General features: G+C 70.4%; 13 protein-coding genes. 9 read left to right on the top strand and 4 right to left on the bottom strand.

The window, feature by feature from the left end; genetic code table 11:
• Positions 1-26: 26 nt before the first annotated feature.
• Positions 27-1,430, bottom strand: coding sequence for a DNA repair protein RadA (gene radA / locus A5696_RS02645; protein ID WP_067872992.1), 1,404 nt, complete (start codon positions 1,428-1,430; stop codon positions 27-29).
• Positions 1,431-1,489: 59 nt separating this feature from the next.
• Complete coding sequence (locus A5696_RS02650) at positions 1,490-2,008, bottom strand: hypothetical protein (RefSeq protein ID WP_067872996.1); 519 nt, start codon at positions 2,006-2,008, stop codon at positions 1,490-1,492.
• A 321-nt stretch (positions 2,009-2,329) separates the two neighbouring features.
• Here A5696_RS02650 and carD point away from each other — a divergent pair, with 321 nt between their 5' ends.
• From carD to A5696_RS02680, 6 genes are all read left to right on the top strand, one after another.
• Positions 2,330-2,818, top strand: a complete 489-nt coding sequence (gene carD / locus A5696_RS02655; RefSeq protein ID WP_003419482.1) for an RNA polymerase-binding transcription factor CarD — start codon at positions 2,330-2,332, stop codon at positions 2,816-2,818.
• 15 nt (positions 2,819-2,833) lie between these two features.
• Complete coding sequence (ispD, locus tag A5696_RS02660; protein WP_067872999.1) at positions 2,834-3,514, top strand: 2-C-methyl-D-erythritol 4-phosphate cytidylyltransferase; 681 nt, start codon at positions 2,834-2,836, stop codon at positions 3,512-3,514.
• Positions 3,511-3,990, top strand: a complete 480-nt coding sequence (ispF, locus tag A5696_RS02665) for a 2-C-methyl-D-erythritol 2,4-cyclodiphosphate synthase (RefSeq protein ID WP_067873002.1) — start codon at positions 3,511-3,513, stop codon at positions 3,988-3,990. The genes ispD and ispF overlap by 4 nt, the downstream gene beginning before the upstream one ends.
• 110 nt (positions 3,991-4,100) lie before the next feature.
• Complete coding sequence (gene cysS, locus A5696_RS02670; protein ID WP_067873005.1) at positions 4,101-5,507, top strand: cysteine--tRNA ligase; 1,407 nt, start codon at positions 4,101-4,103, stop codon at positions 5,505-5,507.
• Positions 5,508-6,437 (top strand): 23S rRNA (guanosine(2251)-2'-O)-methyltransferase RlmB, encoded by a 930-nt coding sequence (rlmB, locus tag A5696_RS02675; protein ID WP_067873008.1) that lies wholly within the window; start codon positions 5,508-5,510, stop codon positions 6,435-6,437. It abuts the gene before it with no gap.
• A gap of 74 nt (positions 6,438-6,511) precedes the next feature.
• Positions 6,512-7,465, top strand: coding sequence for a glycerophosphodiester phosphodiesterase (locus tag A5696_RS02680; protein WP_067873011.1), 954 nt, complete (start codon positions 6,512-6,514; stop codon positions 7,463-7,465).
• A 62-nt stretch (positions 7,466-7,527) separates the two neighbouring features.
• Here A5696_RS02680 and A5696_RS02685 read toward each other — a convergent pair whose 3' ends face one another.
• Entirely contained in the window at positions 7,528-8,922 is a 1,395-nt protein-coding gene (locus A5696_RS02685; RefSeq protein ID WP_067873282.1) for an NAD(P)/FAD-dependent oxidoreductase, read from the bottom strand.
• A gap of 300 nt (positions 8,923-9,222) precedes the next feature.
• Here A5696_RS02685 and A5696_RS27520 point away from each other — a divergent pair, with 300 nt between their 5' ends.
• From A5696_RS27520 to A5696_RS02700, 3 genes are all read left to right on the top strand, one after another.
• Positions 9,223-9,420 (top strand): hypothetical protein, encoded by a 198-nt coding sequence (locus A5696_RS27520; protein WP_067873014.1) that lies wholly within the window; start codon positions 9,223-9,225, stop codon positions 9,418-9,420.
• A 103-nt stretch (positions 9,421-9,523) separates the two neighbouring features.
• Positions 9,524-12,151: a LuxR family transcriptional regulator gene (locus A5696_RS02695; protein ID WP_067873017.1), complete on the top strand. Its 2,628-nt coding sequence runs from the start codon at positions 9,524-9,526 to the stop codon at positions 12,149-12,151.
• 87 nt (positions 12,152-12,238) lie between these two features.
• A complete protein-coding gene (locus A5696_RS02700) occupies positions 12,239-13,606 on the top strand; it encodes a cytochrome P450 (RefSeq protein WP_067873020.1) in 1,368 nt (455 codons plus the stop codon).
• Here A5696_RS02700 and A5696_RS02705 read toward each other — a convergent pair.
• Positions 13,603-14,844 carry an SLC13 family permease gene (locus A5696_RS02705; RefSeq protein WP_067873023.1) on the bottom strand — a complete coding sequence of 414 codons (1,242 nt, stop codon included), beginning with the start codon at positions 14,842-14,844 and terminating at the stop codon, positions 13,603-13,605. The genes A5696_RS02700 and A5696_RS02705 overlap by 4 nt on opposite strands.
• Positions 14,845-14,849: the final 5 nt, after the last annotated feature.

Below are 14,849 nucleotides of genomic sequence, written 5' to 3' on the forward strand. Positions count from 1 at the left end.
GCGTGTCATTGTGCGGCCCCACGGCGTTATGCGTCCAGCCTGGGGCTCTCGGCGAGGGCTTTCATGTGTTGCAGGGCCGCGACGATGGTCGGTGCCCGCAGCGCCCGCATACCGCTCGGCACTATCTCGCGCCGGGGGTCGTCGCCGTCCGGGATGAGCGCGACGCTGAACCCCTGGCGTGCGGCTTCGGCCAGCCGCCGCTCCATCCCGCTGACCCGGCGCAGGTCGCCCGCGAGCCCCACTTCGCCGACCATCACCGCGGTGGTGGGCAGCGGCAGGTTCGTGTAAGCCGAGGCCAGGGCGATCGCGACGGCGAGATCCGAGGACGGGTCGGTCAACCGCATGCCCCCCACGGTCGACAGGTAGACGTCGTTGACGGCGATGTTGCACCGGGCGTGTTTTTCCAGCACGGCGGTGATCATCGCCGCCCGGGCGTGGTCGATGCCGCTGACCGCGCGGCGCGGCGAGCCGCCCGCCGGGGTCGCCAGCAACGCCTGCACCTCGCCGATCAGCGGCCGCTTGCCGTCCAGCGCCACCGTGATAGCTGTGCCCGGGACCGGCGCCGGCCGCTGATCCAAAAAGAGGCTCGACGGGTCGTTGACGTCCTCGATCCCGTTGTCGTGCAGCGTGAAACACCCCACCTCGTCGGCGGCGCCGAACCGGTTCTTGATCCCGCGGACCATCCGCAGCGACCCGTTCCGGTCGCCCTCGAAGTGCAGCACCACGTCGACGAGGTGCTCCAGGGAGCGCGGCCCGGCGATCGCCCCGTCCTTCGTGACGTGGCCGACCAGGATCAGGGCGACGCCGGCGGCCTTCGCGGCGGCCGTCAAGGCGGCCGTCACCGCGCGCACCTGGGTGACGCCGCCGGCCACGCCGTCGGCCTCGGTGGTGGACATGGTCTGCACCGAGTCGACGATCACCAGCGCCGGGCGGACCGTCGCGATGTGGTCGAGCACCGTGTGCAGGTCGGACTCGGCGGCCAGGTACACCTCGTCACCGCCGCAGTTGATGCGGTCGGCGCGCAGCCGGATCTGGCCGGCGGACTCCTCGCCCGAGATGTACAGCGCCCGGCGGCCCGCCTGGGCCCAGCGGTGGGCGACCTTGAGCAACAGCGTCGACTTGCCCACGCCGGGATCGCCCGCCAGCAGCGTGACCGAGCCGGGGACCACGCCGCCCCCGAGCACCCGGTCCAGTTCGGCGACGCCGGTGGAACGGTGCTGCGCGCTGTGCGCCTCTATCGAGCTGATCGGGACGGCCCGTGAGGCCGAGGCCGCGGCCGTCCCGGTGCGACGTCCCGCTCCGCCGACCGCGGCCAGCACCGCCACCTCGTCGACGGTGCCCCAGCTGCCGCACTCCAGGCAGCGGCCAACCCACTTGGCGGTGACGTGTTGGCATTCCGAGCAGCGGTATTGCGAGCGTGCATGTGCCACGCCATGACGGTATCGGGAGGGTGCGACAAGCCCGGTGTGACAGGCCGGGCCGGTCCTCGTCAGACCTTCTGTGGGCCCAATCCGGCCGAAATCGGCACCATCACGCTGGCCTGCCCGGCCTTTTCGAAGTTGAAGGTGAAGTTGTAGTTCAAGCCGTTGCTGATGGGCTTGGACAGGGCGACGGTCGCGTTGACGGCGTTGTTGGGCTCGAGCGGGCCGGGGGCCACGTTCTGGCCCTCGGGCTTGCCGATGAACAGCATTCCCCCGGCGGGAAGCCGGCCGTCACCGGCGATGGTCACCGTGCCGACGTCGCTGGTGATGCTCACCAGCCGGTCCGGCACATCCGGCGACTGGTTGACGGCCACCGCCACGAGGTTCACGGTCCGCCCCGGCTGCAGGAAGTCACCGGTCTGCACGGCCTGCATGCGGATGTCGCGCACGGCGACGTTGTTGATGGTGACCCGGTTGCCGTTGACGGCGGGCTCCTGGGTGGCCATTTGGGAGATCTGACCCGCTCCGCAACCGCTGAGCAGCGCGGTGACCAGGGCGACCAGACCGACGACGGCGAAGCGGTTCACTCAATGCCTCCTGCTCGGCTCGCGCCCTCACGACGCACCATGACTTGTCATTTCAGCGGTTCGACTATGCAACTATGCACAGTAGTAGGAACGCCGTGGCGGCGGTAGCGCAGGGCGCCAGACCAGCCTGGCGAGGTCTCGTGGGGCCTGGGTGGGGTGCTTGCTCGGGACGAATGAGGACAAGCGTATTGTGAGCCCTTGCACGTCTTGCTCCGCCTGTCAACCCCTAACCTGCGCGCGATGTGCCCCTGACCTGCAACGTTGTTCCACAAGCCTGGGGCCGGCGTGTTAGACTGAAGTAACGAAAGGGGCTCTAATCAGATGATCTTCAAGGTCGGCGACACCGTTGTCTATCCACACCACGGTGCTGCGTTAGTCGAGGCGATCGAAACCCGCACCATCAAAGGGGAACAAAAAGAGTATCTCGTCTTGAAAGTTGCGCAGGGGGATCTGACCGTTCGAGTGCCCGCAGAAAACGCCGAATACGTCGGTGTCCGCGATGTCGTTGGGCAAGAGGGCCTCGACAAGGTGTTCCAGGTGTTGCGCGCGCCGCACACGGAAGAGCCGACCAACTGGTCCCGCCGTTACAAGGCCAACCTGGAAAAGCTCGCCTCCGGCGATGTGAACAAGGTGGCCGAGGTGGTGCGCGACCTGTGGCGTCGTGACCAGGAGCGCGGCCTGTCCGCCGGCGAGAAGCGCATGCTGGCCAAGGCCCGTCAGATTCTTGTCGGTGAGTTGGCGCTGGCCGAGAGCACCGACGACGCCAAGGCGGAGACCATCCTCGACGAGGTTCTGGCCGCCGCTTCCTGAAGGCCCTGAGCTCCGGTGGTCGGGGGCACAGTTGTCGCAGTGGTCCCCGCCGCGGGGTCAGGGGAACGGCTGCGGGCCGGCATTCCGAAAGCATTCTGTGAGCTCGACGGTCACACGCTGCTCGAACGCGCCGTCGCGGGGTTGCTGGAGTCCGGGGTTGTCGACCATGTCGTGGCGGCCGTCCCGGCCGATCGCATCGACCAAGCCAAGCAAGTCCTCGGCGGCCACACTACGGTCGTCGCCGGCGGGGCCGGCCGTATCGATTCGGTCCGTCTTGCTTTGGCAGTGCTTCCCCAATTGCCCGCGCCCGCTGATTTCGTGTTGGTCCACGACGCCGCCCGGGCACTCACCCCGCCTGGGCTGATCGTGCGGGTGGTCGACGCGCTGCGTTCGGGCCACGGCGCCGTCGTGCCCGCGCTGCCGCTGTCTGACACCATCAAGGCCGTGGATGCCAACGGGGTGGTCCTGGGCACGCCGGAGCGGGCGGGCCTGCGGGCGGTGCAGACGCCGCAGGGCTTCGCCACCGGCTTGCTGCTGCGTGCCTATGAACGCGCGGTCACCGCGGATTTCACCGACGACGCGTCCCTCGTCGAGCATGTCGGCGGCCAGGTGCAGGTGGTCGACGGCGACCCGCTGGCGTTCAAGATCACCACGCAGCTCGACCTGGTGTTGGCCCAAGCGATCGTGCGCCGGTGACCGGCCTGCCCCGGGTCGGGCTTGGCACCGACGTGCACCCGATCCAAGCAGGGCGCCCGTGCCGGCTGCTGGGCCTGCTGTTCGCCGGCGCCGACGGCTGCGCCGGCCACTCCGACGGGGACGTGGCGGCGCACGCACTGTGCGACGCGCTGCTGTCGGCGGCGGGGCTGGGCGACATCGGCGCCGTGTTCGGTGTCGACGACCCGCGCTGGGCGGGCGTCAGCGGCGCCGACATGCTGCGCCACGTGGTCGGCCTGATGGCGGGGCAGGGCTATCGCGTCGGCAACGCCGCCGTCCAGGTGATCGGCAACCGGCCGAAGGTGGGTCCGCGGCGCGCGGAGGCGCAGAGTGTCCTGTCCGATCTGCTGGGGGCGCCGGTATCGGTGTCGGCGACGACCACCGACGGCCTCGGCCTGACCGGACGGGGCGAGGGACTGGCCGCCGTCGCCACCGCGCTGGTGTTCCCCACCGACTAGCTCCGCGAGACCCGAACGACTCGCCGGGGTGGCGCTCGGTGCCGACGGTCACTCCGCCGTGACGCTCGCCGTCGCAGGTCGCGGCAATTGGGCAGGTAAGCTGGCACGTCGTGACCGATCGCGCCCGCCTGCGGCTACACGACACGGCAGCCGGTGCCGTGCGTGACTTCGTCCCGCTGCGCGACGGGCACGTTTCCATCTACCTGTGCGGCGCCACGGTCCAGGGACTGCCGCACATCGGGCACGTCCGCAGCGGGGTGGCGTTCGACATCCTGCGCCGCTGGCTGATCGCGCGCGGCTACGACGTCGCGTTCATCCGCAACGTGACCGACATCGAGGACAAGATCCTGGCCAAGGCCGCCGCGGCCGGCCGGCCGTGGTGGGAGTGGGCGGCCACCTACGAGCGCGCTTTCTCCGCCGCCTACGACGCCCTGGACGTGATGCCGCCGTCCGCCGAGCCGCGAGCCACCGGGCACATCACCCAGATGGTCGAGTTAATGGAACGCCTGATCGAAACCGGCCATGCGTACGCCTCGGCCGGCGACGTCTACTTCGACGTGCTCAGCTACCCCGAATACGGCCAACTGTCCGGGCACAAGATCGACGACGTCCATCAAGGTGAGGGCGCGGCGACCGGCAAGCGCGACCAGCGCGACTTCACGTTGTGGAAGGGCGAAAAGCCCGGCGAGCCGTCGTGGCCCTCACCGTGGGGCCGCGGCCGCCCGGGCTGGCACCTGGAATGCTCGGCGATGGCCCGCACCTACCTCGGCCCGGAATTCGACATCCATTGCGGCGGAATGGATCTTATCTTCCCGCATCACGAGAACGAGATCGCGCAGAGCCGCGCCGCCGGTGACGGATTCGCCCGCTACTGGCTGCACAACGGCTGGGTGACCATGGGCGGCGAGAAGATGAGCAAGTCGCTCGGCAACGTGTTGGCCATCCCGGCGATGCTGCAGCGCGTGCGCCCGGCCGAACTGCGCTACTACCTGGGCAGCGCCCATTACCGGTCGATGCTGGAATTCTCCGAAACGGCCCTGCAGGATGCGGTCAAGGCCTATGTGGGCGTGGAGGAGTTCCTGCACCGCGTGCGCAGCCGGGTCGGTGCGGTCGAGCCGGGGGAGTGGACGCCGAAGTTCGCCGAGGCGCTCGACGACGATCTGGCGGTCCCGGCCGCGCTCGCCGAAATTCACCACGTCCGCGCCGAGGGGAACCGGGCGCTGGAGTCCGGCGACCACGAGGGCGCGCTGAAACACGCCGGCGCGATCCGGGCGATGATGGGGATCCTGGGCTGTGACCCCCTCGACGAGCGCTGGGAATCCCGCGACGAGACGTCGGCCGCGCTGGCCGCCGTCGACGTGCTGGTGCAGGCCGAAATCGAAAACCGGGAAAAGGCGCGCCAGCAACGCAATTGGGCACTGGCCGACGAGATCCGGGATCGGCTCAAGAACGCCGGTATCGAGGTCACCGACACCGCCGACGGGCCGCAGTGGACGCTGGGCGGTGACGGCAAGTAGATGGCCGGTAACTCGCGGCGCCGCGGGGCGGTACGCAAATCCGGCACCAAAAAGGGCCCTACCGTCGGCTCCGGTGGCCAGCGCCGCCGCGGGCTGGAGGGCCGCGGGCCCACGCCGCCGGCGCATATGCGCCCCCACCACCCGGCCGCCAAGCGGGCCCAGTCGCAGCCGCGCCGTCCCGCCAAGCGCACCGACGAGGCCGAAACCGTGCTGGGCCGCAACCCGGTGCTGGAGTGCCTGCGCGCCGGTGTCCCGGCGACCGCACTGTACGTCGCCCTCGGCACCGAAGCCGACGAGCGGCTCACCGAATCCGTCGCCCGCGCCGCCGACTTGGGCATCGCCATCCTGGAGGTGCCACGCGCCGACCTGGACCGGATGACCGCCAACCACCTGCACCAGGGCATCGCGCTGCAGGTGCCGCCGTACAACTACGCCCACCCCGACGACCTGCTCGCGGCGGCTCTTGACAGTCCGCCCGCGTTGCTGGTCGCCTTGGACAACATCTCCGATCCCCGCAACCTCGGCGCCATCGTGCGCTCGGTCGCCGCGTTCGGCGGCCACGGCGTGCTGATCCCGCAGCGGCGGTCGGCCTCGGTGACGGCGGTCGCCTGGCGCACCAGCGCCGGCGCCGCGGCGCGCCTCCCGGTGGCCCGGGCCACCAATCTGACCAGGGCGCTGAAGGGTTGGGCCGACGCCGGGATCCGCGTCGTCGGGTTGGACGCCGGCGGGGACACCGCCGTCGACGAGCTGGACGGCACCGACCCACTGGTCGTGGTCGTCGGCTCGGAGGGCAAGGGCCTGTCGCGGTTGGTGCGGCAGACCTGCGACGAGGTGGTATCGATTCCGATGGCGGGTCGCACCGAATCGCTGAACGCCTCGGTTGCCGCCGGGGTGGTGCTCGCCGAAATCGCCCGTCAGCGCAGGGGGTGACGTCTCTGCGCGGGCAGACACAAAAGCCCCCGACACGCCGATGTTTTCGGGGCTTTTGCGTCTGCTCGCGAAGTTTGGGCGCGCTGCTGGCGCTGGCTGTGCTTGTCGCGCCGCCGGCTTCGGCGCAACCGGCCGAGTTCGACCTGCAGGCCCATCGCGGCGGACGCGGGGAGACCACCGAGGAGTCCCTGCGGGCGTTCGCCAAATCGCTCGAATTGGGCGTCAGCACACTCGAACTCGACATCGGCATAACCAAGGACTCCGAGCCCCTGGTGTGGCACGACCCGACGATCGACGCGGAGAAGTGCGCCGACACGGCGCCCGCCTTCGCGGGCGACCCGGCGTATCCCTACGTCGGCAAGCGCGTGCACGACCTCACGCTCGCCCAGATCCGCACGCTCGACTGCGGCAAGCGCCTGGCCGAGTTCCCCGACGCGGAAGTGGTGCGCGGCAACAAGATAGCGACGTTGCCCGACGTCTTCGCGCTCACCGACTCCTATCACGCCGGGGTGCGCTTCAACGTCGAGACGAAGGTCGAGGCCGACAAGCCGGACGCCTCGGCCGGACCCCAGGAATTCGTCGACGTGATACTGGCGGCGGTCAGGTCGGCGGGCAAGGTCGACCGGGTGGAAATTCAGAGCTTCGACTGGCGGACCCTGCCCATGGTGCGCCGCGCGGAGCCGTCGATCCCGTTGGTGGCCCTGTACAACGAGCAGACGTGGGCGCCGGGCTCGCCGTGGCTGAACGGCATCGACGCCGCCGTGGTCGGTGATCCGATGATCGGCGCGCTGCTGGTGGGCGCCAACATGGTCTCGCCGAACTACGCGCTGGTCACCGGCAAGGCCTACGCCGATCACGCGCATGCGTTGGGGCTCAAGGTGATTCCATGGACCGTCAACGACGCCGGCGCCATGCGCACACAGATCGGATACGGCGTCGACGGCATCATCACCGACTTCCCGACGCGGCTGCGCGGCGTCATGGCCGGCCTCGCGATGCCGCTGCCGCCTGCCTACCACCGTGGTTAGTCACGACATCGACGCACTGCGTGCAGGCCAGCGCGGCAGTCATGGGCCCGGCAATAGGGTGCTTACCAGCTCAAGATGACGCTGTCATCCGCATCGGCCGGCTCCGGCGAGCGGACTGCCGGAAAGACGATCGGCCTCTCGGTCACGCCGATCGATCGATCACGCGGCTTACGTAGGCGCGCGCGGGCAACCCGGCAGATCATCTCCGGGCGCAACAGCCGGGACGCGGGGTCGAGCAGCGAAGTCACCCTGGTGAACTGATCGACGATGACCGCGTCGGATTCCGCCGCGGCCAGAACGCGTTCGACGTATCCGTTCAGCAGTCTCGACATCAGCGGTGGGGTGCCCTCGACCTCCGGCAGGGCGAGGTCGGGGTTGGCCCCCAGCTGCCACGCCTGTCGGATCGGTGCTGCCGCCGCGCGGAAGAACCGCCGCGCCAAATCCTCGGTGCCGCCGGACAAGCAATCGCGCAGCGCCAGCGCCTCGAGCGCGGCAACCGTCATGCCTTGGCCGTAGATCGGGTCGAAGCTGCAGATCGCATCGCCGGTGACCAGCAGCCCAGCCGGGAAGCGGCTCAGCTTGTCGTAACGGCGCCAACGACTGCACGGCATCTTGTGCCGCACCGGCTCGCCGACGGGTTCGGCGCGGCGCACCGCGTCGAGCAGGTGCGCGGGTGCACAGTCCGCCACGAACTCGCACATGGCGGCAAGGTCGTGGGCGGGCTCGTGGCCGGCTATGCCGATCACGGTGAACAGCCACGTGTCGTTCTCGCAGTGCAGCAGGCCAACGCCTCTCGGCCTGCCTGGTACGACCCCGACGAGGAAACCCATCTCGTGTGGCAGATCCCTGGTCATGCGCAGCCGCTGGCTCGCGTAGGTCAGGTGCACCACCACGCGATCCTCACGCGGACGCTCGTACCCCAAAGCCTCCAGCCACGTCGGGGTGCGAGCACCGCGCCCGGTGGCATCGACGACCAGATCGGCGTCCAGCGCGGTGCATTCGCCGGTCCCGCGGTTGCTCACCCGCGCCCCCGTGATGCGTTGCCGATCGCGCGTCGCGGTCAGCGCCACGAAGTCGTGCTCGTCCAGCACGGTGACATTGGCGATGTCGCGCACTCGCCTGCGGACGTGACCCTCCAGGAACGGCCGCGTCGCGCAGTAGGCCGAAAACGACGGGGCGCTGCCGGTGCGCGTCAGCAGGTGCCCGCCCACGTTGTAGTGCAGCCGGGACAGGTCGCGCCCGTCGAAGTACTGCGCGCCGTCGCGGACCAGCTCGTCGAGTATGCCCGGGAAAAATTCGCCGAGCACCTGGGCCCCACGGGGCAACAGGGCGTGCAGGTGCCGGCCCTGCGGCACACCTCGGCGATCGCCGTCGGTGTCCGGCAGGGCGTCGCGCTCCACCACCGTGACCGTGTCGAAGAAGTCGGCGAGCGACCGCGCGGCCAGCAGGCCGGCCATGCTTGCTCCCAACACCACCGCGTGATTGCCGATCCTGGCCTCGGTGTTACCCACAGCGCACCGCCTTCGCCGATCCTCCAGCTAACGAAAGCCATGTTCACAGCGGACCACTGGCGCCGATAGCGTAGTGCGCTACGCAATTGAATCGGCGCGTAACCGGAGTGCTTAGGAAACGCGCACGAATTGGCCCGTTCGCTGCGGATACGACCGGTTGTAGACCCCCGGTGACCAGCGGTGGGCCGCTGGCGGCGAATCCGCGCGCGTTGCCCCGCGGGGCGTTCGTCGGCCTGCTCGGAGGCGATGCCGGATCCGCTGACAAACGGGCGGCGCGCGATCAATTCCTTTGTCGCACAACAACACCGCGGCCGCTTCGTTGTTGGCGTCGATGACGCGCACCTGTTGGACGGATCGTCCCCCCTTGTCGTTCATGAGCTGGCGCTGTCGGGCGGGGGTGCGGCTGTGTTCGAGCAGCGCGTGCTCGGCATCAACGCCCGCTGACGCCAGCAAAAGCGGTGGCGGACGCATAGCGGCGCACCGAAACGCCGATAACTCGGCCGCCGGATGCCGCCCGCGCGGGCCTGGGCGCCGTTATAGTCGCCACGTGATCAGCGGCGAGCCGTTGACCGGGCGCGACAGTGAGCTGGGAATCATTCACCGCGCCCTGAGCGGCGCTGGCAGGCACTCCGGCGTGTTGATCGCCGGAGCCGCGGGCGTGGGCAAGACCCGCCTGGCCCGCGAGGTGCTGCGCCGCGCCGAGGAGTCGGGTGAGCGGACGAAGTGGATCGTCGGCACCGAATCGGCGTGCGCTCTGCCGCTGGGGGCGTTCATCGGCTCGCTCGGCGAGGCGATGTCGGATCCGCTGGCCAACGTGCGCCGGGTGATCAATTCGTTCGTCGCGAAGCAGCGTCGGGCGCGGGTGGTGCTCGGGGTCGACGACGCCCACCTGCTGGACCGGTTGTCGGCCCTGGTCGTTCACCAGCTCGCCCAGTCGGGCGGGACCCGCCTGGTCGTCACGATGCGGACCGGCGCCGAGGAGCCCGACGCGGTGACGGCGTTGTGGAAGGACGGTTTGCTGGCCCGCCTCGATCTCGAACCGCTGTCGGCCGCCGCGACCCGCGAACTGATCGAAAGCACGCTCGGTGGTCCGGTCGATGCGCGCAGCGCGGCCCGGTTCCAAAAACTCACCGGGGGCAACACCCTGTTCCTGCGGCAGCTGCTCAGCGATCAGATCGCGGCGGGGCGGATGCGGCAATTGGCCGGGGTGTGGATGTGGGACGGTGACGTCGCGGTCTCGGCGAACCTGTCCGACACGGTGGCACGCCAGATGGGTCGGCTCAGCCCCGGTGTGGCGTTGGTGGTCGACACGCTGTCGCAATGCGAGCCGTTGGCCGTCGACGTGCTGATCGATCTGGTCCGCCGCCGTGATCTGGCGGTCGCCGAGAGCATGGGCATGGTCAGCGTCGAGCGTGCCGGCGGCGGCCTGATGGCCCGGCTGGCGCACCCGCTGTTCGGTGAGCTGCGCCGCGCGAGCGCCGGGGAGATGTATCTGTCGGCGATCCGGGGCAGGCTGGCGACTCGATTGGCGCGCGAGGGCGACCCCGACATGCAGGCAACCGTGCGACGCGCGCTGCTGACGCTCGAATCGGATCTCGACCCCGAGCCCGAGCTGTATCTGGATTCCGCGCGACACGCCATGACCATGCTGGATCTGGATCTGGCCGACCGGTTCGCCGCGGCGGCCACGGAAGCCGGGGCGCCCGGAGCGGCCGGGGTGCGGGCCATGAACCTGGTGCTGCTCGGGCGCGGCGAGGAGGCCGAGACGGCGCTGCGCGACTTGGCCGACACGGCCTCGCCCGACCGCCACCACTGGGCGACGGTACGCGCGGCCAACCTGACGTGGATGCTGGGCAAGCCGCAGGTGGCGGCGGCGATCCTGGAAGACCTCGCCGCAGGCGACGAAACCCCCGCGCAGACGGCGGAGCGTCTCGCCGTGCAGGCCTGCCTGGACGCGGTGTCGGCGCGCTGCGGAGTCGCGGCCGAAAGGGCCAGAGCCGCATTGGATTTCGACGCCCTGCCCGGCTTCCACGCAATGATGGCGTCAATGGCGCTGATCATGGCGATGGGGGCGTTGGGGGAGGTCGACGAGCTGGCGGTCGTGGCCGAGCAGGCCTTGCGGCGCGCGACGACGTCGTTCCAGGCGTCGCACATGCGGTTCTGGTTCGCGGCCGTCTACGGCCGCGCCTGCCGGTTGACCGGACGCATCGACGAATTCGTCAGCACGGCAAAGCAACTGGCCGATTCGTCCCGCGATGTTCCGGGTCTGGCGTACGCGAACCTGGCCTTGATGTTGGGCAACGCCGAACTGGTTCGCGGCGCCGCCGCCGCGGCGGCCCGCTTGGTGCACGAGGCGCTTGCCGGGGCCGAAAGGCACGCAGTCACAAGCGGTTTGCGGGCGGCCAGTTACTTCGCGCTGGCCGAGGCGCATGCCAAGCTGGGACAGGTCGCCGAGGCGAATGACGCCGTCGACGGGGCGCGGTCATGTGTGCAGCCCGACTTCTTGTTCATGCACACCGCGTTCTCGTTGGCCGGTGGGTGGGCGATGGCGGCGAGCGGACGGCTGAGCGAGGCGGTGACGAGTGCCCGGGAAGCGGCGCAACTCGCCCGCGATCGTGGCCAGCCCACGCATGAACTGGCCTGCGTCCAGGCCGCGGCGCAATGGGGGGATGCCTCGCAGGCGGCGCGGGCCCGCGAACTCGCCCGGGCGTTGTCGCTGCCGCTGGCCGACGCCGTGGCGCTGCATGCCGAGAGTCTGCTCGCCGGCGACGGGGAGGGCCTGCTGGCGGCATCGGCGGCGTACCGGCGGATCGGCGATCGGGCCACGGCCGCCGACGCTGCGGCTCAGGCCTCCGTCGCGTTCGACCAGAGCCAGCGGCATCGGCGCGGACTGTATGCCGCGGCGCTGGCCAAGGAACTGGCCGACCAATGTGGCGGCTTGTGCACTCCGGCGCTGCGCACTCCGGCGGGTCTCAAGCTGTCCGGCCGCCAGCGCGATGTCGTCGAGCTGGTCGTGGCCGGCCTGTCCAACCGCCAGATCGCCGAGAAGCTGGTGATGTCGGTGCGGACGGTGGAGGGCCACGTGTACCGGGCCTGCCAGCGCGTGGGGGCCCAGTCCCGCGAGGAACTGGCATCGATCGTCAGATCCGGGCCGGGCGACGGCGGGACGGGCTGACGCCGGGCCCCGCTCATTGGGGTAGCCGACTACGCATGCGGACACATCGATTGCGGCCGTACGGTGCCATGCGACAAAGGAGTCCGCATGGTCGAGATGCTGGAGAAATCCGAAGCTCGTTCGCTGGCCCCCAAGAATCCGCTGCCGTATTGGCGGCAGGTCAAGGCGGTGCGGTCCTATATCGACGGTATGCAGGCGTTGGTGGATGCCGGCGGACCGATCACCAGGATCGTGCTCGGTCCGAAGTGGCTGCTGCCCAACCTGGTGCTGATCTCCAGCCCGCAGGGCGCCCGCGACGTGCTGGGGCGCACCGACGAGGTCGCCGACCGTGGCCGCACCCGCACCATGGTCGAGATGCACGCGCTGATGGGTGGCAACCTGCTTGATCTCCCGCACGAGCGCTGGTTACCGCGGCGGCGCGCGCTGCAGCCGATGTTCACCAAGCGTCAGGTGGCCGACTACTCGGGGCACATGGCGGCGGCGGCGCAGTCGGTCGCCGACGGTTGGTGCGACGGCGCGGTCGTGGACCTCGACAGCGAGTGCCGCAAGCTGACCCTGCGCGCCCTGGGGCGCTCGGTGCTCGGCCTCGACCTCGACGAGCGCGCCGACGAGGTGGGCCGTGCGCTGCGCACCTCGCTGACATGGGTCGGCGACCGCGCGGCGCGGCCGGTGAACCCGCCGCGGTGGCTGCCCACGCGCGGCCAGCGCGCCGCCCGCCGCGCCAACGAGACCCTGCACCGGCTGGCGGCCGAGATCCTGCACGCCGTGCGCGACGATCCCGACCGGGACGCCCCGTTGGTGCGCTCCCTCATGGCGGCGATCGATCCCGAGACCGACAGGCCGTTGACCGACGACGAAATCTGTCACGAGCTGGTGCTCTTCATGCTCGCGGGCCACGACACCACCTCGACGACGCTCACGTACGCGTTGTGGTCCCTGGGCCACCACCGCGACATCCAGGAACGGGTGCGCGCTGAGGTCGCCGCGCTGGGCGAACGGGCGCTGACCCCGGAGGACGTGCCGGGCCTCGGACTGACCGTGCGGGTGTTGCACGAGGCGCTGCGGTTGTGCCCGCCCGCCGCGGGAACGATGCGGGCGCCCACCTGCGACATCGTGGTGGACGGTCACCGGGTCGAGGCCGAAACCATGGCCATGGTGAGCTTTTACGCCTTGCACCGCGATCCCGCGGCGTGGGAGGACCCGCTGCGCTTCGATCCGGACCGCTTCCTGCCGGAGCGATCGAAGGGCCGAAGCCGTTGGCAGTACCTGCCATTCGGCGGCGGGCCGCGCTCCTGCATCGGCGATCACTTCGCGATGCTGGAGGCCACGCTCGCGCTGGCGACGATCGTGCGTGCGGCCGACATCGAATCGCTGGAGTCCGATTTCCCGCTGGACACGCCGCTCACGGTGGTCGCCGCGCGACCCATCCTCGCCCGGTCGCGGGCCTGCGCCTAGACGCCGAGCAGCCGCATCGAGGCCCACAGCGCCAGCACCGCGACCACGAGCGACGCCGGCACCGTGCACAGCCCGAGGCGGGTGTACTCGCCCACACCTGCCTCGACGTCGTGCCGGCGCAGCACGCGCCGCCACAACAGGTTTGACAGCGAACCCACGTAGGTCAGGTTGGGGCCGATGTTGACCCCGATCAGGACGGCCAGGATGGCCGCCGCCCCGCCCGGCGCGACCAGCGGCAGCAGCACCAGCGTCGCGGGCAGATTGTTGACCACGTTGGCCAGCGCGGCGGCCATCGCGGCGATCGCGAGCAGCGCGGGCAGGCCCGACCCGGACGGCAGCACCGACGACATCGCCCTGTCCATCCCGTTGACCATGACCGCGCGCACCACCACGCCCAGCGCCAGCACGAATACCAGGAACGACACGTGCGCCGAGCGCGCGATGTCGACCACCGAGGTGTGCCCGCGGCTCAGGCTGCGCACCGCCAGCACCGACGCGCCGGCGATCGCCACCCACGCCGGGTCGACGCCGACGGACTGGCCGACCGCGAAACCGGCCAGCGTCAACCCGACCGCCACCAGCACGAACAGCGGCGGCCGGGGTGCGGGTCCCAGTTCCTCCGGGTCGGGCTGCACGCGCAGATCGGCGGCGAAGAACCACCGGAAGATCACGTACAGCGTGGCCACCGCGCCCAGCCACGGCAGCGCCATCAGCGCGGTGAACTTCGTGAATGAGACGTGGGCGGTGTGAAACGCCAACAGGTTGGTCAGGTTTGAGACCGGCAGCAGCAGCGAGGCCCCGTTGGCCAGATGGGCCGTGGCGTAGGCGTACGGCCGCACCGGGGTGCGCAGCCGGCGGACGGCGGCCAGCACCACCGGGGTCAGCAGTACCACCGCGGCGTCCAGGCTCAGCACGGCGGTGATCAGCGACGCGATGACGAACACCCGCAGCAGCAGGCCGCCCGACCCGACGCGCCCCCGCGCTATCGCCGCGCCCGCCGCCTCGAACAGGCCCTCGTCGTCGCACAGCTTGGCCAGCACCAGCACCGCGCCCAAGAAAGCGACGACCCCGGCGAGCCCGGCCACCTCCTCGGTGGCCTGATGCACCGAGACCGCGCCGATCGCCACCAGGATGAGCGCCGCCGGGACCGCAGCCACCGCCTCCGGCAGCCCCCGCGGGCGGGCGACCGCGAACACCAGCACGGCAGCAAGCAGCAACAGCGCGGCGGCCAACGACATGCGTG

Source organism: Mycobacterium sp. E2699 (assembly GCF_001666745.1).
In the GTDB taxonomy this organism is placed as follows: Bacteria; Actinomycetota; Actinomycetes; order Mycobacteriales; family Mycobacteriaceae; genus Mycobacterium.

Bases quoted from the DNA above. Each gene is read 5' to 3' on its own strand.
- carD (WP_003419482.1), top strand. From the start codon at position 2,330: ATGATCTTCAAGGTCGGCGACACCGTTGTCTATCCACACCACGGTGCT.
- rlmB (WP_067873008.1), top strand. From the start codon at position 5,508: ATGGCCGGTAACTCGCGGCGCCGCGGGGCGGTACGCAAATCCGGCACC.
- A5696_RS02685 (WP_067873282.1), bottom strand. From the start codon at position 8,922: ATGGCCGGCCTGCTGGCCGCGCGGTCGCTCGCCGACTTCTTCGACACG.
- A5696_RS27520 (WP_067873014.1), top strand. From the start codon at position 9,223: ATGCCGGATCCGCTGACAAACGGGCGGCGCGCGATCAATTCCTTTGTC.
- A5696_RS02700 (WP_067873020.1), top strand. From the start codon at position 12,239: ATGGTCGAGATGCTGGAGAAATCCGAAGCTCGTTCGCTGGCCCCCAAG.
- A5696_RS02705 (WP_067873023.1), bottom strand. From the start codon at position 14,844: ATGTCGTTGGCCGCCGCGCTGTTGCTGCTTGCTGCCGTGCTGGTGTTC.